At 35.3% G+C, this 26280-nt stretch carries 26 protein-coding genes and 1 tRNA gene; 14 read left to right on the top strand and 13 right to left on the bottom strand.

The features are described 5' to 3' along the window. Nucleotides 1-8 precede the first annotated feature (8 nt). Nucleotides 9-662: a DUF4271 domain-containing protein gene (locus K8344_RS00840; RefSeq protein ID WP_237606369.1), complete on the bottom strand. Its 654-nt coding sequence runs from the start codon at nucleotides 660-662 to the stop codon at nucleotides 9-11. A gap of 115 nt (nucleotides 663-777) precedes the next feature. Here K8344_RS00840 and K8344_RS00835 point away from each other — a divergent pair, with 115 nt between their 5' ends. From K8344_RS00835 to K8344_RS00825, 3 genes are read left to right on the top strand one after another with little or no spacing between them, the layout of a single operon-like run. Next, the gene (locus K8344_RS00835; RefSeq protein WP_237606368.1) at nucleotides 778-1527 is read left to right on the top strand and encodes a polyprenol monophosphomannose synthase; all 750 of its coding nucleotides are present in this window, start codon (nucleotides 778-780) and stop codon (nucleotides 1525-1527) included. Continuing rightward, nucleotides 1508-2848 carry a dihydroorotase gene (locus K8344_RS00830; protein WP_237606366.1) on the top strand — a complete coding sequence of 447 codons (1341 nt, stop codon included), beginning with the start codon at nucleotides 1508-1510 and terminating at the stop codon, nucleotides 2846-2848. The genes K8344_RS00835 and K8344_RS00830 overlap by 20 nt, the downstream gene beginning before the upstream one ends. Next, nucleotides 2848-3264, top strand: coding sequence for a DUF4296 domain-containing protein (locus K8344_RS00825; protein WP_237606365.1), 417 nt, complete (start codon nucleotides 2848-2850; stop codon nucleotides 3262-3264). The genes K8344_RS00830 and K8344_RS00825 overlap by 1 nt, the downstream gene beginning before the upstream one ends. On the opposite strand, the gene K8344_RS00820 is transcribed toward K8344_RS00825, so the two are convergent. Beyond that, on the bottom strand, nucleotides 3256-4266 hold the full coding sequence (locus K8344_RS00820) for an NAD-dependent epimerase/dehydratase family protein (RefSeq protein ID WP_237606364.1): 1011 nt from the start codon (nucleotides 4264-4266) through the stop codon (nucleotides 3256-3258). The two genes, K8344_RS00825 and K8344_RS00820, sit on opposite strands and share 9 nt — an antisense overlap. Before the next feature lie 264 nt (nucleotides 4267-4530). On the opposite strand from K8344_RS00820, the gene tyrS reads away from it, so the two are divergent. Beyond that, nucleotides 4531-5829: a tyrosine--tRNA ligase gene (gene tyrS, locus K8344_RS00815; protein WP_237606363.1), complete on the top strand. Its 1299-nt coding sequence runs from the start codon at nucleotides 4531-4533 to the stop codon at nucleotides 5827-5829. 179 nt (nucleotides 5830-6008) lie between these two features. On the opposite strand, the gene K8344_RS00810 is transcribed toward tyrS, so the two are convergent. Beyond that, a complete protein-coding gene (locus tag K8344_RS00810) occupies nucleotides 6009-6983 on the bottom strand; it encodes a LuxE/PaaK family acyltransferase (protein ID WP_237606362.1) in 975 nt (324 codons plus the stop codon). 88 nt (nucleotides 6984-7071) lie between these two features. Continuing rightward, the gene (locus tag K8344_RS00805) at nucleotides 7072-8049 is read right to left on the bottom strand and encodes a T9SS type A sorting domain-containing protein (RefSeq protein WP_237606361.1); all 978 of its coding nucleotides are present in this window, start codon (nucleotides 8047-8049) and stop codon (nucleotides 7072-7074) included. Nucleotides 8050-8269: 220 nt separating this feature from the next. Here K8344_RS00805 and K8344_RS00800 point away from each other — a divergent pair, with 220 nt between their 5' ends. Both K8344_RS00800 and K8344_RS00795 read left to right on the top strand, forming a co-directional pair. Beyond that, on the top strand, nucleotides 8270-8950 hold the full coding sequence (locus K8344_RS00800; protein WP_139853887.1) for a response regulator transcription factor: 681 nt from the start codon (nucleotides 8270-8272) through the stop codon (nucleotides 8948-8950). A gap of 64 nt (nucleotides 8951-9014) precedes the next feature. Next, nucleotides 9015-10052: a sensor histidine kinase gene (locus K8344_RS00795; protein WP_237606360.1), complete on the top strand. Its 1038-nt coding sequence runs from the start codon at nucleotides 9015-9017 to the stop codon at nucleotides 10050-10052. Here the strand turns inward: K8344_RS00795 and K8344_RS00790 are convergent. Further along, a complete protein-coding gene (locus K8344_RS00790) occupies nucleotides 10026-11093 on the bottom strand; it encodes a glycosyltransferase (protein ID WP_237606359.1) in 1068 nt (355 codons plus the stop codon). The genes K8344_RS00795 and K8344_RS00790 overlap by 27 nt on opposite strands. 181 nt (nucleotides 11094-11274) lie before the next feature. Here K8344_RS00790 and trmB point away from each other — a divergent pair, with 181 nt between their 5' ends. From trmB to K8344_RS00775, 3 genes are read left to right on the top strand one after another with little or no spacing between them, the layout of a single operon-like run. Further along, complete coding sequence (trmB, locus tag K8344_RS00785) at nucleotides 11275-11949, top strand: tRNA (guanosine(46)-N7)-methyltransferase TrmB (RefSeq protein ID WP_165144605.1); 675 nt, start codon at nucleotides 11275-11277, stop codon at nucleotides 11947-11949. A gap of 38 nt (nucleotides 11950-11987) precedes the next feature. Further along, a complete protein-coding gene (locus K8344_RS00780) occupies nucleotides 11988-12614 on the top strand; it encodes a LysE family translocator (RefSeq protein ID WP_237606358.1) in 627 nt (208 codons plus the stop codon). Nucleotide 12615: 1 nt separating this feature from the next. Next, the gene (locus K8344_RS00775) at nucleotides 12616-12939 is read left to right on the top strand and encodes an MGMT family protein (RefSeq protein WP_237606357.1); all 324 of its coding nucleotides are present in this window, start codon (nucleotides 12616-12618) and stop codon (nucleotides 12937-12939) included. 255 nt (nucleotides 12940-13194) lie between these two features. On the opposite strand, the gene K8344_RS00770 is transcribed toward K8344_RS00775, so the two are convergent. From K8344_RS00770 to K8344_RS00735, 8 genes are all read right to left on the bottom strand, one after another. Then, nucleotides 13195-13268, bottom strand: a tRNA-Asp gene (locus K8344_RS00770). Between the two features lie 258 nt (nucleotides 13269-13526). After that, nucleotides 13527-14456: a DUF58 domain-containing protein gene (locus tag K8344_RS00765; RefSeq protein ID WP_237606356.1), complete on the bottom strand. Its 930-nt coding sequence runs from the start codon at nucleotides 14454-14456 to the stop codon at nucleotides 13527-13529. 183 nt (nucleotides 14457-14639) lie between these two features. Beyond that, a complete protein-coding gene (locus tag K8344_RS00760) occupies nucleotides 14640-15095 on the bottom strand; it encodes a copper resistance protein NlpE (RefSeq protein ID WP_237606354.1) in 456 nt (151 codons plus the stop codon). Between the two features lie 70 nt (nucleotides 15096-15165). Next, on the bottom strand, nucleotides 15166-15711 hold the full coding sequence (locus tag K8344_RS00755; RefSeq protein WP_237606353.1) for a ClpP family protease: 546 nt from the start codon (nucleotides 15709-15711) through the stop codon (nucleotides 15166-15168). 157 nt (nucleotides 15712-15868) lie between these two features. Next, nucleotides 15869-16186 (bottom strand): thioredoxin, encoded by a 318-nt coding sequence (gene trxA, locus K8344_RS00750; RefSeq protein ID WP_068761863.1) that lies wholly within the window; start codon nucleotides 16184-16186, stop codon nucleotides 15869-15871. A gap of 150 nt (nucleotides 16187-16336) precedes the next feature. Beyond that, on the bottom strand, nucleotides 16337-20746 hold the full coding sequence (gene dnaE, locus K8344_RS00745) for a DNA polymerase III subunit alpha (protein WP_237606352.1): 4410 nt from the start codon (nucleotides 20744-20746) through the stop codon (nucleotides 16337-16339). Nucleotides 20747-20946: 200 nt separating this feature from the next. Further along, complete coding sequence (locus K8344_RS00740) at nucleotides 20947-21396, bottom strand: ferritin-like domain-containing protein (RefSeq protein WP_139854404.1); 450 nt, start codon at nucleotides 21394-21396, stop codon at nucleotides 20947-20949. A gap of 174 nt (nucleotides 21397-21570) precedes the next feature. Further along, nucleotides 21571-22368: a DUF6252 domain-containing protein gene (locus tag K8344_RS00735; protein WP_237606351.1), complete on the bottom strand. Its 798-nt coding sequence runs from the start codon at nucleotides 22366-22368 to the stop codon at nucleotides 21571-21573. Between the two features lie 138 nt (nucleotides 22369-22506). On the opposite strand from K8344_RS00735, the gene K8344_RS00730 reads away from it, so the two are divergent. From K8344_RS00730 to K8344_RS00710, 5 genes are read left to right on the top strand one after another with little or no spacing between them, the layout of a single operon-like run. Beyond that, nucleotides 22507-23034 (top strand): 30S ribosomal protein S16, encoded by a 528-nt coding sequence (locus tag K8344_RS00730; RefSeq protein WP_165149004.1) that lies wholly within the window; start codon nucleotides 22507-22509, stop codon nucleotides 23032-23034. An 11-nt stretch (nucleotides 23035-23045) separates the two neighbouring features. Beyond that, a complete protein-coding gene (rimM, locus tag K8344_RS00725) occupies nucleotides 23046-23570 on the top strand; it encodes a ribosome maturation factor RimM (protein WP_165149007.1) in 525 nt (174 codons plus the stop codon). A gap of 32 nt (nucleotides 23571-23602) precedes the next feature. Next, the gene (locus tag K8344_RS00720) at nucleotides 23603-24316 is read left to right on the top strand and encodes a tRNA1(Val) (adenine(37)-N6)-methyltransferase (protein ID WP_139853865.1); all 714 of its coding nucleotides are present in this window, start codon (nucleotides 23603-23605) and stop codon (nucleotides 24314-24316) included. A gap of 51 nt (nucleotides 24317-24367) precedes the next feature. Further along, entirely contained in the window at nucleotides 24368-25546 is a 1179-nt protein-coding gene (locus tag K8344_RS00715) for an acyl-CoA dehydrogenase family protein (RefSeq protein WP_237606350.1), read from the top strand. Further along, nucleotides 25547-26221 carry a hypothetical protein gene (locus K8344_RS00710; RefSeq protein WP_139853863.1) on the top strand — a complete coding sequence of 225 codons (675 nt, stop codon included), beginning with the start codon at nucleotides 25547-25549 and terminating at the stop codon, nucleotides 26219-26221. Nucleotides 26222-26280 lie beyond the last annotated feature (59 nt).

The raw sequence follows: 26280 nt of genomic DNA, 5'->3' as shown, positions 1-26280 counted from the left end.
AATCCGATTTAAATAAACAATTTATAAAGGATTATATATGGTGCTATTTCAAGTGCGCAAAGATACAAAATAAAATATAAGAAATTACCTAATATTAAATCTCCATTTTTTTTATAACTGTATAACAGTACAATAGCGTTTAACACTAGTAGAATAAAGGTAAAGATGAGTATTGAAGTAGCTGTTGGTGGGTAAATATAAAGGAAGAATAAATTGCCAATAAAGAATAAAATACCCAGATAGTTGCGATAACTAAGTTTTTGATACAAATAATTGTTGATAATCACGTCTAATGAAAAGATGTTCGCTATAATTTTTTCTAATGAAAATTTAATTAAAACAAACAAACTATAAGCAGTGCAAATTTGCACAAAAAGCCACTTATTGTTCTGAGCCTCAGAAGGATTGAATACGGTGTACAATATGTAAGCGAAAATAGAAACACTTATTATTTGCGTTACAAATAACAGCATGTTGAAAGGATGTTTTAACTCATCACTTTTTCCGTGTACAAAGAAATATTGATTGGTAATCGGGAGTAAAGAGAACTCTTGAAATCTACGTGGATAAAAATATTTTGCAACGGCAAATAGAGCGAAGCAGCCAACAAGCAAAAATGTAGCCCAATCTGAAGAGATTATTATTCTTTCGCTAATTTCCACGCAATAAATTTTTAGCAAAGGTACGGTAAATTATAGTTTCAGATTAAAGCGTCAAATAGAATTATCTTCACAATTATTTGAACAAAAAAGGGTACATTTGCGCTAAAATTGCAGTATGTCTAAGGCGTTAGTGGTGGTGCCAACCTACAATGAAATTGAAAATATAGAGCGACTTTTACGCACTATATTTTCGTTACAGCGCGAATTTCACGTTTTGGTTGTGGATGACAACTCCCCTGACGGTACAGGACAAGTGGTAGAAGCAAATTTTGATACTTACCCCGAAAAACTCTTTATTTTAAAACGTACAAAGAAAAAAGGTTTAGGTTCGGCATATATTGCAGGGTTTAAATGGGGATTAGCTAATAATTACGATTATATCTTTGAGATGGATGCCGATTTTTCGCATAATCCAAACGATTTAATTCGCTTGTACAATGCTTGCCATAAAGACGGTAACGATATGGCTATCGGTTCGAGGTATGTTACTGGTGTAAACGTGGTAAATTGGCCAATGAGCAGAGTTTTGCTTTCTTGGTTAGCTTCAAAATATGTACGTCTTATCATGGGAGTAGATATTTATGATACTACGGCTGGTTTTATTTGTTATAAAAGAGAAGTACTGCAAAAAATAAATCTGAACAACATACGTTTTGTGGGATACGCATTTCAAATTGAAATGAAGTTTAAGGTCCACCTAAGTAATTTTAAAATAACAGAAGTACCGGTAATTTTTACCGATAGAACAAAAGGCGAATCAAAAATGAGTTCAGGAATAATTTCTGAAGCTATTTTTGGTGTAATTGCAATGAAACTCAAAAGTGTATTTAATAGAAAAAAATTCAATGAAAGCAGTTTTAATTAAGAATGCGAATATTGTAAATGAAGGGAAAATCTTTAAAGGCGATGTGCTTATAAATGATGGACGAATTACGGAGGTGTCGGAAACAATTAGTATGAAAACTGCCGACACTAAAATTATTGATGCTGACGGGAGCTATTTATTGCCAGGGATGATTGATGACCAAGTACATTTTAGAGAACCAGGGTTAACACATAAAGCAAATATTGAAACTGAGTCTAAAGCCGCAGTTGCTGGAGGTATTACTTCATTTATCGAAATGCCAAACACAGTGCCTCAAGCTACAACGATCGATTTGCTGGAAGAAAAGTTTGAGATAGCTTCTAAAACTTCTTGGGCTAATTATTCGTTTATGTTTGGTGGAACAAACAATAACTTGGAAGAAATTCTAAAAGTAGACCCTAAAAAAGTTGCAGGGTTAAAACTGTTTCTTGGTTCTTCAACAGGAAATATGTTGGTAGACGATCCAAAAATATTAGAAGAAATTTTCAGCAAAACAAACTTGCTAATTTCTGCACATTGTGAGGATGAAGAAACTATCAAACAAAATTTAGAAAAATATAAAGCCGAATACGGTGAGGATATTTCAATTGAAATGCATCCAAAAATTAGAAGTGAGGAGGCTTGTTATATTTCATCATCTAGAGCAATAAAACTCGCCCAAAAAACTGGAGCAAGACTTCATGTATTTCACGTTTCAACAGAAAAAGAAACCCATCTCTTTAGCAATAAAAAGCCATTGGCAGAAAAGAAAATTACAGCCGAAGTTTGTGTGCATCACTTATGGTTTACAGATGAGGATTATAAAAGCAAAGGCACAAAAATTAAATGGAATCCTGCTGTAAAAACTCAAAAGGATAAGGATGGATTGCTAAAAGCACTTTTGGATGATCGCATAGATGTAATCGCAACAGACCATGCGCCACATACCTTAGAAGAGAAAAACAACAACTATTTAAACGCGCCTTCAGGGGGACCATTAGTGCAACACGCATTAGTAGCTTTGTTGGAGCTATATCACCAAGGAAAAATATCTCTTGAGAAAATTGTTGAGAAGACAGCTCATAATCCGGCGATATTGTTTCAAATAAAAGAACGTGGTTTTATTCGCGAAGGTTACAAAGCCGATTTAGTTCTTGTTGATTTGAATTCACCTTGGAATGTAAAAAAAGAAAATATTCTTTATAAATGTGGTTGGTCACCTTTTGATGGGAAAATCTTTAAATCACGGGTTACTCATACCTTAGTGAATGGTATTGTAGTTTACGAAAACTCAAAATTTCCAAACAAAAGCAACCCAGAAAGACTTACTTTTAATAGATAATGAAACAATCACTCATTTTAATATTTGTCGTTATAAGTGCTTTGGGCTGTCAGGATGTTAATATACCTGAAAAGCCTGAAAACCTCATTGCTAAAGATAAAATGATTGATATTCTTAAGGAAACTTATCTAATTAATGCGGCTAGAAGTGTAAATAACAAGGCGATTATTTCAAAAGGTATAAAAATAGATTCTATGATTTATGCTAAGTATCAAATTGATAGTTTGCAGTTTGCAAAAAGTAATGCGTATTATGCTTCCGATATAAATAGTTATATGATAATGATTCAAAAAGTAGAAAGTGATTTATTATCTATGCGGGAAGAAATGGATAGCATTATTAAGTTAGATAGGGCGAGAAGAGATAGTATTAGTGAAAGATTAAAATCGGCTAATAAAGTCGACAGTTTAAATTGATGCTTGCTTAATTTCAGTTACAATTCTTTTTAGTGTTTCATCGGTTGGAGTGTACTTAAAATCGAATTGATCTCTTAGTTTATCTGTATTGTAGGCAGTATTGGTAAACATAGACAAGACATTAGCTTTTACAACTTTTCTCTTGGTGTTAAAAAGCTTATTCAGTAGCCAGTCTATTCCGCTAATAAATAACATAATTCCTTTAGAAAGTTTCTTTGTTGGTGGTTTTTTTTCAAATAGTACAGCTAATTTGGATAACAATTCTTTAAAAGTAATGTTTTTACCTACTACAATATACTGTTCATTCTTAACCGCAGAATTCATCAAGAAAATCATTGCGCGCACTACGTCTTTTATGTCTACAATCCCCATCGATCCACTAGGGTAAAAAGGAATTCCTTTTGCGCCTAAACCTACTATAACTCCGCTACCATCATTATTTGGGGAAGTACCGAGGATTACTCCGGGATTAACTATTACGGCATCCAAGCCTTCCTGAGTACCACGCCATACTTCCATTTCGGCACCGTATTTGGTAATAGCGTAAACGCTGTTTTTCTCATCAGAATTCCATGGAGTTTCTTCAGAGATAAAACTATCAATTATATTGCTAACTAAGGTAGAAACTGAACTCACATAACATAACTTCTTTACATCGTTTGCAAGAGAAAGATTTACAATATTGGCTGTGCCTTCAATATTTACTTTTTTGAGAAGTTTGTATTCTGAAGAGTCGAAGCTGATTATTGCGGCACAATGATAAACACGTGTGATATTTTTAAAAGCTTCTGTTAGTGCAGGAATATCGTTTACATTTGCTTCTACCCACTCGATTTTATTGTAAAGTGAATCAGCTTCAGATGTGTATAAGGAAAAGATTTTTTTTACAGAGTTTAAATCGCTTTTCGCTCTGTGAATTGCTCGCACTTTTTCATTTTCCTGTAAAAGAAAATATAAAAGATGTGAGCCTACTAAACCTGTACCACCAGTAACTAAAATCATAAAGCTAAAATAGTCAAAAGGAATTCGAATTCGAAATTCAATTTCATTTATGTTTATAGTACAATTGAAACAACCTTTTAAAAGGAAAACAGCTTCTTGTATAATAAATATTTGCTGTTAGTTTTCGAAGTGAATAGCTTTCTACATGCTTATTGTAACATAACTAATTCAAATTATAAATCTTGAACATTGAATCTTTAAATGATAAACGTATCTTTGCACCCTTAAATTCCGCAACAAAGCACTGTACAAAAAAAATACAAAATGAAGCTAAAAAATTTCGTTGAAGAACTACAATGGCGAGGCATGATACACGATGTAATGCCAGAAACTGAAGAGCACCTTATGGAAACCATGCGTTCTGCGTATGTTGGATTTGACCCAACTGCAGATTCGTTACACATTGGGAATCTTGTTCCTATTATGCTTTTGTCTTTTTATCAACGTTGCGGACATAGACCTGTTGCTCTAGTTGGTGGGGCTACAGGAATGATTGGGGATCCTTCAATGAAGAGTAGCGAACGAAATTTGCTAGATGAAGAAACCTTAAAAAGGAATCAAGAAGGTGTTAGAAATCAACTATCACAATTCCTAGATTTTACTTCTGGAGCTGAAAATCAAGCTGTGCTTGTTAACAATTACGATTGGATAAAAGAATTTTCTTTCCTAGATTTTATTCGTAACGTAGGTAAGCATATCACCGTAAATTATATGATGGCTAAAGATTCTGTAAAAACTAGATTGAGCGGTGAGAGTGCCGATGGTCTATCGTTTACAGAATTTACTTACCAATTGATTCAGGGATATGATTTTGTTCATTTGAACAGAAATTTAGACTGTACCTTACAAATGGGAGGTAGCGATCAATGGGGAAATATTACAACTGGAACCGAGCTTTTAAGAAGGATGGACAATACAAAAGGCTTCGCTCTTACGTGTCCGTTGATAACAAAGAGCGATGGAACTAAATTTGGAAAAAGTGAAGGCGGCAATGTTTGGCTTGACGCTAATAAAACGTCACCTTACAAATTTTACCAATATTGGTTAAATACTAGTGATGAAGATGCTGAAAAATACATTAAGGTTTTCACGTTCTTAGATAAAAAGACTATTGAGGCTATAATTGCTGAACATAGAGAAGCACCACATATGCGTTTGCTTCAGAAAAGATTGGCTCAAGAAGTTACAACTACAGTGCACAGTGAAGAAGAGTTTGAAAATGCAGTAAAAGCTTCAGAAATTTTGTTTGGTAAATCTACTTCAGAAGATCTAAAACAATTAAATGAGCAAACATTTCTTGATGTTTTCGACGGAGTGCCTCAAGCTGAAATCTCTAAGGAAGACATTAAAAATGGAGTAGACATTATCGGCGCATTAGCTGAAAAAACAGGGTTTTTAAAATCCAATGGTGAAGCTCGTCGCGCTTTAAAAGAAAATTCAATTTCAGTTAACAAAGAAAAAGTTTCAGACAACTTTACTGTTACTGAAAACGATTTAATTAACAATCAATTTGTTCTTTTACAAAGAGGTAAGAAAAATTACTTTATTATAAAAGTGGTATAAACTCTAAACGGTTTGAGTTAATTCTACAAAATTAAAAATCCCCTGCATTGAATGCACGGGGATTTTCAGATTAACTAACCAACCAAATTATGAAAAATCATCACTTTTTCATAGAGGATATGTCGTAACGTTTTAGAGTTACTTACGTTTGCATATAATAAAATAATGTTAAAAAATAATTAAAAAACCATCAGGTTACAACCACGCACATCGCTGTTGTCGAAACGTCCTATAACTTCGAAGGTATCGTCATGAAAAGTCTTCCCTAAGTCTTGTGTGGCAATAAAGGAACAGGAGTAAAGATTGGCAAGATCGATTACATTTATACCTCCGGTTTTTTCAATGGTATAGGTAAGCGCATCTTCAGTGTCGCGAGTTAAAATTTTCATCCAAGGCGGACAAGAAAAAACACCATCCCCTACAGAATACGCCTGTGAAAGTAATTCAGTCATCCCGTATTCACTGTGAATTTTTTCTACTCCAAAGCCATTTTTTAAGATTTGGTGTAACTCCTCTTTTATCATTTCTTTCCTTCTGCCTTTCATGCCTCCTGTTTCCATAACAATAGTATTCTTTAATTGAAATTTTCTTTTTTCAATTAAATCCAACAAAGCGTAAGACACACCTATAAGAATTGTTTTTTGCTCTCTTTGTTCTAGAAACTCAAGCTTCTCAATTAGTTTATCAGTTTCATAAAGGTAGAAACCGCTTTTAGGATTGTTACTCTTGTTAATTAAATCTTCTACCATATAAATAAGGGAAGATCCTTCTCGCTCCAAATATGAGGGAAGAAGGGCCAATATGGTATAATCTTCTGGATTTCCGTATTGATTTTTAAAAGCCTTTAAGAAACTTGTTTCGTACAATTTTAAACTTCCAACATAATGCTTACTCGTGATACTTCCAGTAGTTCCACTACTTGTAAATACTGTTTCTTCAATTGAGTTTGTAGCAATTATCTTGTGGCTTTTGAAAAACTGAATAGGAAGAAACGGAATTTCTTTTAAAGATTTTACTTCTGAAGAGTTTATATTTAGGTATTTACAAAACTTTTGATATACCTCTATATTTTCATATTGAAAGCGGAAGACATCCAATGCAATTTTCTCAAATTCTTTGGGAGAAGTGATATTGAAAATTTCCTTTTCGAGCATATTATTAAGAGAGTAAATTTTTTCAAAAATAGATAAATAAAAAAGCCCTTGCCATAACAAGAGCTTTAAAAGTTCAATTCCCGTAGCTTTATCTAACGATAAGCTTTTTAGTAGTGGAGTTCTTTCCTTGTTCAATATTCAAAATATAAACACCGCTGTTTAAATTAGATATATCAAGCCTATCGCCTTTTATTGTTGTTGATAGTATTTCTTTACCTAATATATCATAGATGGTGATTTTTTTATTTTCATTCACATTCGATGTTATGTAGATATATCCTTTCTCTGCAGGATTCGGGTAAATGTTGGCTTTATACTTTGAAAAATCTTTTACACCTATCGCGCCATCAAAAACAATATTATCAAACCAAAACGATTCTGAGGTAGCATTATTTCTTCCTTCAATAACCAATTGTACAATAGTATCCGGAGATAATTGCGCTTCTACGGTTTGCCATTGAAGTAAATATTCGCCAATGGAAGAGTCGAAGGGAACGAAGTCGTCAAGATTGCTTCCTGTTGAATTGAATAAATCAATTTCAACTTGATTGGTTAAATCCTTCACAAAGATTCTAAGTCTATCGTGACCAGATTCGTTAATAGTTCCGTCACCTTCATAATTCCCTTTGGTAGGATTACTATTAATAGATAAAAGAAAATCAACAAAAACCACAGGTGCAGCTACACCCGATAAATCAACTTCGTCAAACTTTAAAATAAAGTTCCCATCGGTATCACTCATTCTATACCCGTTAGCACCATCTGTAAAAGTTACGGTTGATGAAGGTTTAGTTTTGGTTACACCAACGTAATCTCCATCGGTAGAACCAACTCCTGGAGTTTCATATGGAATATATGAGGCTTTAAAACCAAGCTCAATCCCGGTACTTGTAAAGTTGACAAGAGGTTCATTGGCATTGTTAATCAAGTCGTGTGCAACATTGGGGTCGCCTGTATCTGTGTACTTCCCAGCAAATACCTCTGGCTCTTCAAAGCTAGTACTTGCTATTTGAGAAAAAGTTACAACACTAACGAGGAGTGCGGCAAATAAAGTAATTTTTTTCATGGCAAGAGATTTTATGTTGATTAGTAAATATACAAAATAATCTAATTAAATAACTGAAAATCAGTAAGTTGAGGTTATTTTTAAAATTATTTTGATTTATGTCGCTACTTAAGCAATATGTTATCTTAAGGTTATCTTATAGTTAACAATAAACGTGCTAAAGTTATCTTGCGATTAATAATAGTATCTTTACAGCATCAAAAAACAACTGGTTTTAAGTATGAAAAAAAAGGATATAACAATTTTATTAGTAGATGACGAACCAGATATTCTTGAAATAGTGCGATACAATTTAGCCCTAGAAGGATATAAAATTGAAACAGCAGAAAATGGTGTTGAGGCAATCGATAAGGCTAAAAAAGTAAAGCCTCAGCTTATCATTATGGATGTTATGATGCCTAAAATGGATGGCATTGAGGCGTGCGAAAAAATAAGATCTATTCCTGATTTATCAGAAACAGTGATTACGTTTTTAAGCGCTCGCGGTGAAGATTTTTCTCAAGTTGCTGGTTTAGACGCTGGAGCAGACGATTATATTACAAAACCTATAAAGCCAAAGGTTCTTGTAAGTAAGGTAAAAGCTTTGCTACGCAGGTTTAAGGATGAGGAAGAAAGCGATAAAATGAAATTAGGTGACCTTGTTATCAATCGCGAAGAGTATAAGATCTTGCTAGGAAAAGAAGAGATAATGCTACCGAAGAAAGAATTTGAACTCCTGGCACTACTTGCATCAAAACCAGGTAAAGTGTTTAAGCGTGAGAATATTTTAGATAGTATTTGGGGAAATGACGTTATAGTAGGAGGTCGAACTATTGATGTACACATTCGTAAACTTCGCGAGAAAATAGGCGACGAAAGGTTTAAAACAGTTAAAGGTGTTGGTTATAAATTCGTTATTTAAAACACCTTTTGTTATCTTCTTTTCTTTAATTTAATAGTTTGAAAAGATAACCGAACTCCTATAGATGAAAATTTCAAAAAAATATAGATTTGCTGCGTCCACAGCATTTTTGATAGCGCTATTCTCAGTTTTGGGATTGGTTGCGTTTCATTATGTTTTAAAGGAAAGCATTTCGGGTTGGTTACTGCTTTATTTTGTAATTCTATTTTTCATTTCGTATATAATTCTTCAGTATCGTGTTGAAAAATTTATTTATCTGCGAATAAAGAAAATTTACAAGGATGTAAGTGTTTTATACGAAAAGGACTTTCCACAACCTTCTGTGACTACAGATTTGGAAGGCTTAACTAAGGAAGTTGAACGCTATGTAAACGATAAAAAAACCGAAATAGAATCCTTAAATATTCGTGAGAATTACCGAAAAGAATTTATGGGTAATGTTTCTCACGAACTAAAAACCCCATTGTTTACAGTTCAAAGTTATATTCTAACGCTGTTAGATGGAGCGTTAGACGATAAAAAAGTGCGTAAAGAATATCTTAAAAGGGCTAGTAAAGGAGTAGAAAGACTTGCTTATATTGTAAATGAGCTCGATTTGATAGCTAAGTTGGAAATAGGGGGGCTTGTTCTTAAAAAAGAGAATTTCAATATAATCGAGTTAGTTCAAAGTATATTCGACTTATTAGAAATGAAAGCCGCGAAGAAGAATATTTCTCTGGTTTTTGATAAGGAATACAAAGAGCCTATAATTGTAAATGCCGATAAGGAAAGGATTGAACAAGTGCTAACAAACTTAATTGTCAATTCAATTAAATATGGTAGGAAGGAAGGTACTACCGAAGTAGGCTTTGATAATATCGGTAAAAATAAAATTCTATTAAGGATTACCGATAATGGAGAAGGGATTTTACAAGAAAACCTAAAGCGAATCTTTGAACGTTTTTACAGAGTAGATAAAAGTGGTTCTAGAAAAGAGGGTGGAAGTGGACTAGGACTTTCTATTGTAAAACACATCGTTGAGGCTCATAAAGAAAAGATTTATGTAGAAAGCCAATACGGAATAGGATCGGAGTTTTCATTTACGCTCGAAAAGGGAAAATAATTCTGAATAATTAATAGGCTGTTGGACTATTTGCTCCAAGCCTTTATAGTTTTCTACTGCATCAAGTTTATCCAAAGAAAAATTTTTCTGCTTACAGGAAGGGGCGATCCCGAGATTCTTTAACCGATTTGCTAAATATTTCTGTTCGTATTGTCCAGGTGTCGGAATAAAATATGCTTTTTTTTCTAATACCGTTAAGTCCATTAATGTAGTGTAGCCAGATCGCGAGATAACTAATTTGCTTGAGTTAATAGCATCTTCAAGTTCATAACTCATCATAAAATTCACTGTTTTTATATTTTCGAAATCTTGCCATACCTGTTCATTTTCTATAACACCTCGCACCATTAAAACATTCTTTTCGGTTTTTTTAAATGTCTGTTTTAATTTCTCTTCAAAAATTGAGCGTTGCGGTTCTGGACCAGATATAAGGACTAAAACATCGGTGGTTTTAGGTAGCTCGTTTTTCATCATTCTGCTAGAGATGCCAATGTATTTTATAGGAAAAGGGTGGTGTTTTAAATGTCCTAATTTCCCGCTGAGGTTCATAATTAAATCATCTACATCTGGTACCCAGCAAACATCAAATTTCTTGATGATTTTTTGGTGGATTTTACTGCTTAAATAAGAAGTGCCTCCCGACAATACGTTTAATTGGTGTGTTATAAATACGGAAGGAATCCCTGCGTTTCTTACACCGAATCTATTATCGCTTATAATTCCATTGATTTTTCCAGAATCGACTAAATTTTTTACAATTCGCTTTTCCGCTGCAATAGCTTTTTGAATTCGAGGAAGTTTTAGAAACATCTTCCATTTAAAATGACTCCCTTTTTTGGGGTAAGTGATGTTGTATGAAGGTAGGTTTAACGATTCAAGAAGAGGGAATTCTTTTTGGAGAATTTTTAGAGCTTCTCCATCCGAAGCAATTAACACATTGTAATTGTAATCTAGCAGTGCGCGAATAATGGGGATACACCGTGTAGCGTGCCCAAGTCCCCAATTTAATGGAGCCACTAATATTGTGTTGTTTTTCCGCATAAAACAAAGGTAGCAATAATTGCCGCGAAGTTATATTTCATTAATTTTGTCAATCTGCAAGGGAACAGCTTATGGTTTACACGTTTGTGTTTATCAAAGTTGCAGTTCGGGCAGGAAATAATCGGGTAAATCCAATAAAGGCTAGAAACCCAATATTCAATAACTCATAACTTTATATACATTGGGAAGTAAAAATAAACTGAAGCGCTTTAGAGAAAATGAAACTTTTGATAATGTGGTGCAACCCTCACGAGAAGAGGTAATAGGCGATTTACTTAAGCTTAAAGGTAACTGGCGTAAAAATTTCTTTAAAAACGATAACCCTTTGGTTTTAGAACTCGGTTGTGGGAAAGGAGAGTATTCGGTAAGTCTTGCAAAACTAAATCCTAAAACTAACTTCTTAGGAATAGATATTAAAGGAGCCCGTTTTTGGCGCGGTGCAAAAAGTGCCTTGGAAGAAAACCTAGACAACGTTGGTTTCCTACGCACCCAAATTGAACTTGTTGATCATATTTTTGAGGAAAATGAAGTAGATGAAATTTGGATTACGTTTCCAGATCCGCAAATAAAATACAAGCGTACTAAGCACAGATTAACCAACGAAGATTTTTTAAATAAATATAAAAAGATATTAAAGCCAGGGGGAGTAGTACACTTAAAAACCGACAGTGAATTTATGCACGGTTACACTCTTGGTTTGCTTCACGGGCTACGAGAAACTATTGAATATGCACATCACGATGTATATGGAAGTGATGGCGCACCAGAAGCAGTTACTAATATTCAAACTTTTTACGAAAATCAATATTTAGAGAAAGGAAAGAAGATAACCTACATTAGATTCAAATTTCGTTAGAAATAAAATTAGTATATTCACAAAAAGAACACCCCTGAATGACATTAGTTTACAATTTTTTAATAGGATTTCTAGGGTCGTTTTTAGGTGTTTTGCCTCCTGGGTTAATAAATATGTATGCTGCTAAAATTAGCATGAAGGAAGGCAGAAAACGAGCTTTTCTTTTTTCTTTAGGTGTATGTATTACTGTAATGACTCAAACGTATATAGCGCTTATCTTAGCGCGCTATATAGAGCAACACCCCGAAGTGGTAAGCATGCTTCAGAAAGTGGCTTTAGGTATTTTTATTAGCCTTACCATTTACTTCTTTTTTATTGCGAAAGATACTCGCCGGGAGATTCGCGACCGCGAACACAATTCCAAAAAGAATAGATTTTTCTTAGGAATTTTTATTGCAATGCTAAATTTACTGCCGCTACCATATTGGATGTATCTAAGTATAACTTTTTCTGCTTTCGAGTTATTCTCCTTTTCACAACTCGAAATTTGGATGGCAGTTATTGGTTCGGGAATAGGAACTTATTCTAGTCTTGCCTTATACGTTCAGTTTTTTAGACCTAAGGAACATTCTAAAAAGTTGAGTTTGAATATGAATTATGTAATCGGATTGGTAACTGCAGCCATTTCTATAATTACTTTATTTAAAATTTTAAGAGAAATCTAGAATGTCTGATACAGGCTTTTTTGAAAAAGTTTATCAAGTTACGGCACTTATCCCATACGGACGGGTAACTTCATACGGAGCTATTGCAAATTACTTAGGAGCATCAAGAAGCGCGCGGATGGTAGGATGGGCATTAAACAATAGCAACAAAGCTGAAGTGCCCGCACATAGAGTTGTAAACAGAAAAGGATTGTTAACAGGGAAACACCACTTTAAAGGCACTAACTTAATGCAACAACTTCTAGAAAGTGAAGGCGTTGTAGTGGTTGATAATCAAATTCAAGATTTTGATAAAATTTTCTGGGATCCAGGGAAGGAGTTGTAGTCTCTTCTTGTATAGATTAACAAGGATTTTTGCATAAACACAACAATTGTTCTTGATCCGTTCTTGATCCTTTTTTTTGTTAAAAACGCATCAAAATTGTGCTAAAACAAAAAAAGCCTCTCCACTTCGGCTCTGCTCAGTGCAGGCTTCTGGAAAAGCTTCTCATCGGTCTATTTCTAAACCACATTCCGAAGTAATTTCGGAACAACACAACTTCTTTTACTACTTCGCGGTTACTGAGCGAAGTCGAAGTAGCGGTCTGGACGAGACTCGAACTCGCGACCCCCTGCGTGACAGGCAGGTATTCTAACCAACTGAACTACCAGACCAATTTTTTCAATCTTCCTTTCGGGAGACCCTAACAACAGTTAGGCATTGTGAAAAATTGTTACCAATACATTTTGGAACTTGTTCCTTGCTGTATTAAGCGGTGGCAAATATACTACTCCAATTCGTTTTCACAAACTATTTTTTGAAAAAAATTAAAAAAATATTTCTTTTAATTGCAATTCGCTAGTTTTCAATTAGTATCAAAAGGTTTAAATTTCACAAAAAACCCAGTACTACCGATAGTAGACGATACTTTATCACCCAAACTTCTGCCGTTCTACCAAATAAGTGGTCAAAATCTTATTAAAGCTCTCGTTGGTATCTGCTAAAACGTACTTTATACGGTATTGTGCACAACGCAATTCTAGTTCTTTAAAATAATTTTGAACAGCTTCTTCGTATTGCTCTTTTATGTTTTCGGCGTAAAGGTTTACATATTCGCCAGTCTCAACATCTACAAAACGTTTAGGGCGATTGGAAAAATCGAAATTTACTTCCCGCTTCTTATCGAAAGTATGGAATAAAATTACTTCGTGTTTGTTGTATTTTAAATGTTGAAGTGCTTCAAATAGTTTTTCTTCTTCGGTGCCATTTTGAAACATATCGGTAAATAGAAAGACTAAAGAACGTCTCTTGAGCTTTTCAGCAATTAAATGCAGGTGCTCATAGGTTTTGGTCTGTGCTTTCTCTTTAGGTGAAAGCAAGGCTTCATTTAGCTTTTGAAGCAACATTTGATGATGGCGCTCGCTTCCTTTTTCCGATGCGTAAAATTCGTATTCATCACTATAAATACTTAACCCAACGGCATCACGTTGGCGTTTCATTAAATTCATAATTGCTGCTGAAGCTAAAACAGAAAATGCAATTTTGTTTAATGAGTTGATGTTAAACTGCTTGAGTTTTGGGTAGTGCATCGAGCTGCTATTGTCTACAATTAAGTGACATCGCAAATTTGTTTCCTCCTCGTAGCGTTTGGTATAAAGTTTATCCGTTTTGGCAAATAACTTCCAATCTATATGCTTAGTACTTTCGCCATTATTGTAAATTTTATGCTCTGCGAATTCTGCAGAAAATCCGTGAAACGGACTCTTATGAAGTCCAGAAATAAAGCCTTCTACCACTTGTTTTGCAAGTAGCTCGAGGTTTTTAAAACCTACAATCTCATTTATTTCTTTTTCTATATCCATATTGTCAATCAGAGCAAAGTTGAATAGGTGTTTAATTTACTGAATCTGCACGTAAAAGCAGTTTTATAATATTTGGAAATTTTAAAATTACTTAGCAATGGTTATTAATTAATAATCTTTATGACACAAGGTTTGCTCGTATCATAAAGATTATAAAAAAGGACTTATTTTAAAGCTTGTATTTTATTTTTTCTTCAAAATATAAAAATCAGCTAATTCACCTTCTGTCATCTCTCCGTTAGCGTTGAGCATTGTAATTTGGTTTTCGCCTACTTTATATTGTGAAGTTTCTTCACCATTTTTTAGAATTACTTTTAATCCTGCTTCATCCCAAGAGAAAGTACCGTTATTTTTAAATTCTTCGGTGTTTTCTGGGCCTTTAAGATAGGTTTGAGAGATTGTGTAGGTATTGTCTTCTTTTAGTTCAATAACTGTTTTAATACCCTCGCAGTCTGCACATGGAAGCGTTCCTTCGTAAACACCAGACCAGTCTAGTGAGTTTTGAGAATTGTGCTCGTCTACCACATCCGAAACTACTTCATCCATAGTTTCTGCATTTATTACTTGTTTTTTCTCTTCATTTTTACAACCAACTAATGTTATCATGGCTATACCAAAAACGAATAATGTCTTTTTCATGTTTGTTTTTTTATGTGATTTATATTTCCAATCTATTTTCAAGTTTTATACCGAAAATGTATTTAAAGAATTATTTTAAAATTCCATCTACTATCCCGTACGTTACTGATTCTTCAGCGTCCATCCAATGATCACGGTTGAAGTCTTTCATTACTTTTTCAAAATCTTGTCCGCAATTATCTGCTAGAATTCTAGCGCTTATTTCTTTTGTTTTTAAAATTTCTTGAGCAGTAATTTCAATATCGCTTGCAACTCCACGAGCTCCACCGCTGGGCTGGTGAATCATAACTCTAGCGTGTGGCTGAATAAATCGCTTGCCTTTTTCACCTGCAGATAGTAAAATACTACCCATTGAAGCTGCTAATCCTGTACAAATTGTTGAAACGGGGCTTTTAATTTCCTTCAGCATATCATAGATAGAAAAACCTGAAGTTACATAGCCTCCTGGGCTATTGATATAAAACTTAATTTCGTCGTGGTTTAAGGCGTCTAAGTACAATAACCTATCTACAACGTGTTTGGCACTTTTGTCGTCCACCATTCCCCAAAGGAATACTTTGCGTTCCTCCAATAGTTTGTTTTCAATTTTATCCTGTACTTTATCTGTTTTTTTCATATATATTGCTCTGTCCCCTCGAGCGCAGTCGAGAGGTTTTTGATAGTTGTTATTCTTTAATGAGGTCTCGACTGCGCTCGACCAGACATTCTACTAATATAAAAAAAGGCTTAGCGATATGCCAAGCCTTTTAGTGATTTATTTTTTTGCTTAATGATTACAAAAGTGAATCAATCGCTTCTGCATAAACATTTTTAGGAGCAACGCCTACTTGACGTCCTACTACTTCACCATTTTGGAATACCAAAACGGTTGGAATGTTTCTTACACCGTATTTTGCAGCAAACTCTTGGTTTGCATCTACGTCAACTTTTCCTACAACAGCTTTCCCGTCATATTCTTTGCTTATTTCCTCAATGATTGGTCCTACCATTCGGCAAGGTCCACACCAGGCTGCCCAAAAGTCAACCAATACAGGCTTATCGCTTTTTAAAACTGTTTCTTCGAATGTTGCGTCTGTTATTTCTAATGCCATAATCTTAATTTTTAATGAATTTCAAAAATAGTTATTTTTTTCGCTATAAAACACTTCTTAATATATGTTTAGGAAATGCAAGTATTGTTTATTTCTATTGTTGTTTTGTACTCAGACGTCAGCCTACGAAAAACCTAACAGATTCCTCTTCTAATTGAGCTTATAATGAACTTGCTCTCTGTCAAGTTCGTCTAACAACTCTTTAGAGATGTTGATTTTATGTGTTCTACTTGGCATTTCAAGAAGAATCTTCTCGTCTTTTTCAAAAACCACAAAATACAACTGCTTCTCGCCCTTATGGGTTTTTACTAAATCTTTAAGTTTATCAATGCGGCCATCTTTAACATCGGTTAATGGAAGGGTAAGGGTTAGTTTTTTACCTTGTGTTTCCATTATATCGTGTAACAGTTGAAAACTATTGTACTGAAGACGAGGCTCTCCTTTTTTGCCTGTTTCGCGGTTGGTCCAACCTTCTTTTACAAAAACGCGTCCATAAATAAAGCTATTGGGAACCAAAAAGTGACGCCACTTTAAGTAATCTTCTCCAAAAATCTTGAATTCGTAACTGTCGTCATAATCTTCAACAGTAAAAATAGCCCATCCTTTCCCGGCCTTTGATTCTCTGTGTTGCACATCGCTAACCACACCGCCAAAAGTCATTTCTTTATTTAAGAAATTGTCGAGATTATTGAAATCCGATACTTTGCAATTGGTAAAACTGTTCATTTCTATTTTGAAATCGTCTAATGGATGACCAGAAATATATACACCAACTACTTCGCGTTCTTGTTTTAATTTTTTCATAGTACCCCATTCTTCACAAGGTGGTACTTCGGGCTCTGGAATTTGAACTTCACTTGCATCTCCAAACAAGCTTACTTGCGATGAGTTCTGTGTTTCCTGGTATTTAGCGGCATATCGCAATACTTTCTCAATAAACATTGTTCCGTCACCCGAATCGTGTAAATATTGAGCTCGATGTGTATCAAAACTGTCAAAACCACCCGCTAGGGCTAAGTTTTCAAAAGCTTTTTTATTTGCAGCGCGAAGATCTATGCGCTTCGCCAAGTCGAAAACAGATTTGTATTTACCGTCTTTCCTGTTTTCTACAATTGTAGCTACTGCACTTCCCCCAACACCTTTAATGGCACCCATCCCAAAACGGATAGCGCCTTGATCGTTTACCGTAAATTTGTGAAAAGATTCGTTTACATCTGGCCCCAATACTTTCATACCCATTCGCTTGCATTCGTCCATAAAGAAGGTGACTTGCTTTATGTCGTTCATGTTGTTTGAAAGCACGGCTGCCATATATTCAGCAGGGTAGTGGGCTTTTAAGTATGCCGTTTGGTAAGCAATCCAAGCATAGCAAGTAGAGTGCGATTTGTTAAACGCATAACTCGCAAAGGCCTCCCAGTCTTTCCAGATTTTTTCAAGTTTCTCTGCATCGTGACCTTTTTCAGAAGCTTGTGCAATAAACTGCGGCTTCATTTTGTCTAGTACTGCTTTCTGCTTTTTACCCATCGCTTTACGTAAAACGTCGGCTTCACCTTTTGTAAAGCCAGCAAGTTTTTGGGACAGCAACATCACCTGCTCTTGGTAAACAGTAATTCCGTAAGTTTCCTTTAAATACTCCTCCATTGCAGGTAGATCGTATTCAATTTCCTCTTCCCCGTGTTTTCTTTTAATGAAGCTAGGAATGTAGTCCATAGGTCCTGGACGATACAAAGCGTTCATTGCAATTAAATCTGCAAAAACTGTAGGCTTTAATTCCTTCATATATTTCTGCATCCCTGCAGATTCATACTGGAATATCCCTACGGTTTCACCTCTTTGGAAAAGTTCGTAGGTTTTTTCGTCGTCGAGAGGAAAACTATCAGGGTCTAAATCTATATTGTGCCTATGCTTGACAATCTTTACGGTGTCTTTTATAAGGGTAAGTGTTTTTAATCCTAAGAAGTCCATCTTAAGCAATCCAGCGCTTTCTACTACGGAGTTGTCAAATTGGGTAACGTATAAATCACTGTCTTTTGCCGTGGAAACGGGGACGAAGTTTGTAATATCACTTGGAGTAATAATTACGCCACAAGCGTGAATCCCGGTGTTTCTAACAGATCCTTCAAGAATTTTTGCTTGATTTATTGTTTGAGCTTCCAAATCACTTCCTTCGGAAAGGTTTAAAAGTTCATTCACCTTTGGAAGATCGTCACTTCTAAAGCGAGCTTTTAACTCTACAGGACTTAAGCCGAAAATTTTGTTCAGCTTAGTCATATTAGGGATAAGTTTTGAAATCCTATCAGCATCATTTAATGGTAAATCAAGCACTCGCGCGGTATCGCGGATGGATGATTTTGCCGCCATTGTACCATAGGTGATAATTTGAGCTACTTGGTTACTTCCGTATTTATTAATTACGTAATCCATAACCTTGCTTCGGCCTTCATCATCAAAGTCAATATCGATATCGGGCATACTTACACGATCTGGATTCAAGAAACGCTCAAAAAGTAAATCGTATTCTATTGGGCAGATATTTGTAATTCCTAAGCAATAGGCAACTGCACTACCTGCAGCCGAACCACGGCCTGGACCAACCGAAACCCCCATTTTTCGGGCCTCAGCAATAAAGTCTTGAACAATCAAGAAGTAACCCGGATAGCCTGTATTGGCGATAACTTCAAGTTCGAAATCTAGACGTTGTCTAATTTCTTTTATTCGGTCTGAGGCATCCTCAGGAAGTTCCTTGTCTGTCAGTTCCTCTAGCGTTACCTCAGATAATTCTGGATAACGTCTTTTTGCGCCTAAATAGGTTAAGTGGCGGAGGTATGCATTTTCCCCTCTTTTACCACCATCAGCATCTTCAGGAGATAAAAATTCATCAGGAATTCCGAAATTAGGAAGAAGTACATCTCGGTGTAATGAGAAAGGTTCAATTTTTGAAACTACTTCCTCGATATTTAAAATTGCTTCAGGAAGATCCTTGAAAAGCGCTTTCATTTCTTCAGAATCTTTGAAGTAATATTCTTGATTCGGTAAACCGTAACGATAACCACGACCTCTACCAATTGGAGTAGCTTGTTTTTCACCATCTTTTACACACAATAAAATATCGTGTGCGTTGGCGTCTTCTTTTTTAATATAATAGGTGTTGTTGCAGGCTACAATTTTCACATTGTTTCGTCTTGCCATAGCAATCAAAACATCGTTTACGCGTCTTTCATCTTCTTGGTCGTGACGCATAATTTCAACGTAAAGATCTTCGCCAAACTGTTCTTTCCACCAAAGCAGTGCTTCTTCAGATTGAGCTTCTCCAATATTTAAAATCTTACCAGGGACTTCCCCGTAAAGACTTCCCGTTAAAACAATAATGTCTTCTTTGTATTTTTCAACAATTTTCTTGTCGATTCTCGGTACGTAGTAAAATCCCTCAGTATAGGCTATGGAGGCCATTTTTGCTAAATTGTGATAGCCTGTTTTGTTTTTTGCAAGCATTACAATTTGATAGCCATTGTCTTTATGCGATTTGTTTAAGTGATCTTCACAAACAAAGAATTCGCAGCCCACAATTCCTTTTAATGCCTTGTGTTTATTTTCTTCTGTTAGGTTTTTGTTGTAATTGTTAACCGATTGCACAAAATGAAACGCTCCCATCATATTCCCCGTGTCTGTAAGGGCTACTGCAGGCATGTTATTTTCTACTGCGGCATTCACTAAATCTTGTGTGCTAGAAGTAGATTGAAGAATTGAAAATTGTGAATGGTTATGAAGATGCACAAATGGTACATCTTCTAAAGTGGCAATGTTTTCTTTTATTTCTTCTGAAGAAATTTCTTCAGTTTCTGATAAAGCTTGTATTTGCTCCCGAATTTTTTGTGAAGCTTTTTGAAGATTAATATGTTTTAATCCTATAAGCTCGATTGTTTGAGGGTTTTCTTTTGAAAATTTCTCAAAATAATCTGGTTGAACATCAAGTTCTTCAGCTGTAAAAACTTGTCGACGCACCAATTCGAAAAAGCAACGTGTTGTTGCCTCCACATCGGCAGTTGCGTTGTGCGCTTCAGAAAAAGGTGTGTTAAATAAAAACTCGTGAAGCTCTGTTAATGTAGGTAGTTTAAACTTTCCACCACGTCCACCAGGAATCTGACAAAGTTGAGCTGTAGTTTCGGTACAAGTATCTAAAACTGGGAGGGTGGTCAATGCGGTGTCAATCCCCAAGCGGTAAAATTCCGCTCCCATAATATTTACATCAAACCCAACATTCTGACCAACGACAAATTTTGTTTTTGAAAGTGCAATGTTGAATTTCTCAGCTACTTCCTCTAAAGCTACACCTTCGGCTTCCGCTAATTCGGTAGAAATTCCGTGAATTTTTTCTGCGTCGAATGGAATGTTGAAACCCTCAGGTTTCACCAAAAAATCTTGGTGCTCAATTACATTTCCCATGGCATCGTGCAGCTGCCATGCAATCTGTATACAACGTGGCCAATTATCGGTGTCGCTTATTGGAGCATTAAAGCGTTTAGGTAAGCCAGTGGTTTCTGTATCGAATATTAAATACATTGAAATTGAGTGTTTTAGATTGACGAAATTAAATTTTGAATGTATTGCCTTATGCGAAGTCGAAGGATGGAATTCAAAAAAGTAAAAATAGAAAAATCAACCGCTATAGTGAAATAAAAGTCTAACGAATTGTTCACAAAAGAAAACCGTTCGAGGAAATTTCCTCGAACGGTTTCAATCTTTCTTTTTCAAAAATATTATTAAGCAATAATAGATTCAAAATTCTTAGCATTTTGCCATGCAGTATCGATGGTGTCACGCTGGTTGGTCAAAATTTTCTGCGTTGTAGGTGGTAACGTAGTGTCTTTAATTACTTCGTTGTACTCTTCAATGGCAGCTTTTTCACCTTTTTGAACTTCGCCTAAAATTGTTTTCTCGTTATTTGAAGAAAAGGCAGTTTCAATATCCATCCAGGTTCTGTGTAATGCTCCGGTTGTACTTCCACTTTTTTCAGGAGTTTCACCGTAGTTTTTAATTTCGCTCTTTAATTCGTGACCAAAATTATAACGTTTTTGAGCTTGTTCGTTAAAGAATTGCTTCAGTTTTGTGTTGTCCACTTTTTCTGCAGCTTTTTTATAACCCTTTTCGGCATCATAGTTCTTCTCTAACAATTCATTTAATTTATTCGACATCTTTTCAGTAAACTTCATCATCATTCATTTTAAATTATACAGTCGTTTTATTTCTGAATTCCTAATAAAGACAACTGCTCAACTTCATTGGGATATACCCCAATATACTATGAATAAAGGTGATAAAAGAATTTTTAACCTAAGCTTAGTATCATTTAAGAAGGTTTAACGAAATAAGAGTCTTTCAGGGGTTTATTTGTATGTAATGTTAAATTTTCCCTCTGTAATAAGTGTGTTGTCTGTATTAAAACTAAACGTGCCCTTCATGGTTTTTTCTGAAGTATTATGTTCGCTTAAGCTTACTACCCCTTCTCTGGTAGTCTTAGAGCCATCGGCATTTGTATAAATTGCTTGTACGGTGGCATTAGGTAAGGCGTAATTTCCAGTTGATACGTCTGGTTTAAAGTTTAAAGTGATTTTTGAATTCACGTTGTTTGCTGAAATTGATATTCTATGAGTAGTTTTTCTAGCCGAAACTATAAATGGAAGGAATTCATTATCATTAATCTTAGCGGAAAAGGTTCCTGCGTTAACGGGATCAAGTTCGGTGCTGTTGTTGTAAGGTATATCGAACAATGTGCCGTTAGAAACGTAAATTGTATCTATGCCTGGGAGAATAGCGTTAAAGTGAAATGTACCCGAAATAGTTTTGTTTACTTCATTTACCTCAGATATAGTTACCATTCCCTCACCATCTGGCAAGGTAGTGTAAACACTTCCACCTGGACCTTCATACATAGCAAAGTTGGAAGAACCTTCACCAATTGTATAGCTGTTTTCTGCTAAACTTGATAGTTTAATCGTCATACCTTCATTTTGAGAAGACCCCAAAATGGTTAATGTGCCATCGTCGTTTACTGAAGCGCGAGCATCTGCAGCCATGTAAAAATTATTATCAATATTGGCTTGCAAAGCAGAATCTGTTACCTTAGTATCTTCACAAGAAATTATAAAGAAAGCTGAAAGTAAGACAAGTAGGATTTTTTTCATTGGTGATGTTATTATGAAGTGAATTAGACAAATGTAAAAGAAAAACTTTAATTGATTGAATTTCAAAAAGAAAATATATTATCTTTGCCGTCCTTAATTATAACCGGGGTCGTGAACCCCAAAAAATAATTTTTTAAAATGTCAGTAAAAATAAGACTACAAAGACGCGGAAAGAAAGGGAAACCTTATTTCTGGATTATTGCGGCAGACAGCCGTAGCAAAAGAGATGGTAAATACCTAGAAAAAATAGGTTCTTACAATCCAACAACCAACCCAGCACAGATTGACCTTAATGTGGACCTAGCTGTAAAATGGCTTCAAAACGGAGCTCAACCTACAGATACGGCTCGTGCTATTCTTTCTTACAAAGGGGCTTTAATGAAAAATCACCTTGCTGGTGGTGTTCGTAAAGGTGCTTTAACTGAAGAGCAAGCTGAAGCTAAATTCAACGAGTGGTTGGAATCTAAAAGAGAGTCTATCGACAAGAAAAAAGCAACTCTTACTGAAGCTCAAGAAAAAGCGAAAGCTGAAAAACTTGCTGCTGAAAAGGCTGTTAGTGATAAGCGTGCTGCTGAAGCTGCCGCTGCTGCTGCTCCTGAAGAAGAGGCTACTGAAGAGGCTGAAGCAACTGCTGAAACTGAAACAGAAGACAACAAAGAAGCTTAATTTTTATAACGATGCAAAAGGAGGATTGCTTCTACTTGGGCAAAATCGTTAAGAAATACAGCTTTAAGGGTGAGTTACTCGTAAAATTAGATACGGACGAACCTGAACTCTTTACCGAAATGGAATCGGTTTTTGTGGAACAACGCAAAAACCTGATTCCATTTTTTATTGAAGAAAGTTCACTGCACAAAAGCGAATTATTGCGTGTGCGTTTTGAAGATGTTACTAACGAAGAGGAAGCCAACGCTTTAATTGGTGCTCATCTATACCTGCCTTTGGAATTTTTACCAGAGTTAACAGGAAATAAATTCTACTACCACGAGATTATAGGTTTCACCGCAGAAGATGAGTCTTTTGGGAAAATCGGTGAAATTACTGGAGTAAACGATACAACTTCGCAGGCATTATTTGAAATAGACCGCGAAGGAACAGAGATATTAATTCCTATGATCGATCATTTTATAAAAAATGTAGATCGAGAAAATAAAACTATCCTGCTAGATGTTCCTGAAGGACTAATTGAAATGTATTTATAATTCTGAATTCAGAATTAAAAATTCAGAATTAAATGAACAAGCCTTTTCAATTCAAACAATTTACGATAGAGCAAGATCGATGTGCCATGCAAATAGGTACAGACGGAGTTTTGCTTGGAGCTTGGGTTTCAATTGAAAACAATCCATTTTCAATTTTAGATATTGGTGCAGGTACAGGAGTTATAGCTTTGCAGCTTGCCCAGCGTTCTGATGCCGAAATGATTGATGCTCTAGAAGTAGATGACAACGCCTACGAACAATGCGTTGATAATTTTGAAAATTCACCTTGGGGCGATAGACTATTTTGCTACCACGCTTCCTTAGGAGAGTTTATAGAGGAAATAGAAGATAAATACGATCTTATTGTTTCCAACCCGCCATTTTATTCTGAAGACTATAAAACATCCGACGAATCGCGTGACCTTGCACGATTCAACGATTCACTTCCATTTGATGAACTAATTTTTAGTGCTTCACAATTACTTTCAGAAGAAGGAATTTTTGCTGTTGTTATTCCTCGAAAAGAGGAAGAAGGTTTTTTAAAGCTAGCAGAACAAGAGAATCTTTTCGCAAAGCGAATTTGTCGAGTAAAGGGAAATGAAACTTCTCAAGAAAAAAGGAGTTTGATAGCGTTTTCTTTTGAAAAATCGACACCGAAAATTGAAAATCTTACCATAGAAACTTCACGACACAAGTATACTGAAGAATACATTAGCTTAGTTAATGAATTTTACCTGAAAATGTAGGTCTATATGGTTCTGATTTCTAAATTTGTATTCCTTTAAATTTATAAATACATGAAACCAGATTTATTCGAAGCTCCAGATTATTACAATCTAGACGAATTACTTTCAGATGAACATAAACTAGTGCGTCAAGCTGCTCGCGAGTGGGTTAAGCGTGATGTATCTCCAATTATAGAGGAATACGCTCAAAAAGCAGAGTTTCCTAAACAAATTATCGGTGGACTTGCCGAAATTGGGGCTTTTGGGCCTTATATACCTGAAGAGTACGGTGGTGCCGGCCTAGACCAAATTTCTTATGGATTAATAATGCAAGAAATTGAACGCGGCGATAGTGGTGTTCGTAGTACAGCATCTGTACAATCTTCATTAGTTATGTATCCAATATACAAATATGGTACTGAAGAACAACGTAAAAAATACTTGCCAAAACTTGCATCAGGTGAGTGGATGGGATGTTTTGGTTTAACTGAACCAGATCACGGAAGTAATCCAGGTGGAATGACTACCAACTTTAAAGATATGGGGGACCACTATCTTTTAAATGGTGCAAAAATGTGGATTAGTAACGCTCCATTTGCTCAGGTTGCAGTTGTTTGGGCTAAAAACGAAGAAGGTCGTATTCACGGTTTAATCGTTGAGCGTGGAATGGAAGGTTTTTCAACTCCAGAAACACATAATAAATGGTCGCTTCGTGCTTCAGCAACAGGTGAGCTTATTTTTGATAATGTAAAAGTTCCAAAAGAAAATTTACTTCCAAATAAATCAGGTTTAGGTGCGCCACTTGGCTGTCTTGATTCTGCGCGTTACGGTATTGCTTGGGGTGCAATTGGAGCTGCAATGGATTGCTATGACACTGCCTTACGTTATTCAAAAGAAAGAATGCAATTTGGGAAGCCAATTGGGCAATTCCAACTTCAGCAGAAAAAACTTGCCGAAATGATTACCGAAATTACAAAAGCTCAATTATTAGCTTGGAGAGTAGGGGTAATGCGTGATGCTGGAACAGCAACAAGTGCACAAATTTCTATGGCAAAGCGTAATAATGTGGATATGGCTATCAATATCGCTCGCGAAGCTAGACAGATGCTTGGGGGAATGGGTATTACTGGTGAATACAGTATAATGCGTCACTCAATGAACCTTGAAAGTGTAATTACTTACGAAGGAACCCACGATATTCATTTATTGATTACAGGTCTAGATATTACAGGCTTAAATGCTTTTAAATAGATGAGAAATATTGCCTTTGGAATTTTAATTTTTTTTGGAATTCAAGCATTTGCTCAAAAGAAACCCTTTGAAAATGTAAGTTTAGATGCTTTTTTAACTGAAACTCAATACTTCAGTGATAACCCTAAAATGTTGGAGTTTGTTTGGTGGCTTCCTAGAGAGTTTTGGGGTGTTTCATATGCTCAAGATTCAACGGTTAGTGAAGAAGACTATAAGGAGTTGCTTAAAATGTTTCAAAATTTTGAACTATTCGCCGTTACACAGGGTGAAATAGGACATTTTGGTGGAGTTACATACTATTCTAGGGAAGATGTTATTGATAATCTGACTATTCATTATAGAGGTGAGAATTTAATGGTTGCTTCAGAAGAAGAAATCTCGTCAGATTTTTCAAATTTTATAATGATTATGCAACCAATGATTGCCAACATGTTGGGGCAAATGGGAAGTAATATTCATTTTATACTATTTAAAAGTATACGAGGAAACGAAGTTCTACCTATAAATCCTTTAGATAGTAAAAATTTGGAAATTACACTTTCTGAGTTTAACAAAACAATTGAGTTACCATTAAGTAGCTTATTGTTAGAGAAAAGATGTCCAAATGACGATAAACTCTATTCAGGTAAATGGAATTATTGTCCGATACATGGGGAAAATTTAATTTTAAACTAATGGTAAATTTATTAAAAAGCTTTCCAATTTTTGGGAAGCTTTTTTATTTTTCACACCTT

Origin of the sequence: Aequorivita xiaoshiensis, assembly GCF_022008395.1 — a bacterium.
GTDB classification, from domain to species: Bacteria; Bacteroidota; Bacteroidia; order Flavobacteriales; family Flavobacteriaceae; genus Aequorivita; species Aequorivita xiaoshiensis.
Note: the sequence above shows the minus strand (reverse complement) of the source record. Positions and strands in the feature narration are given on the sequence as shown.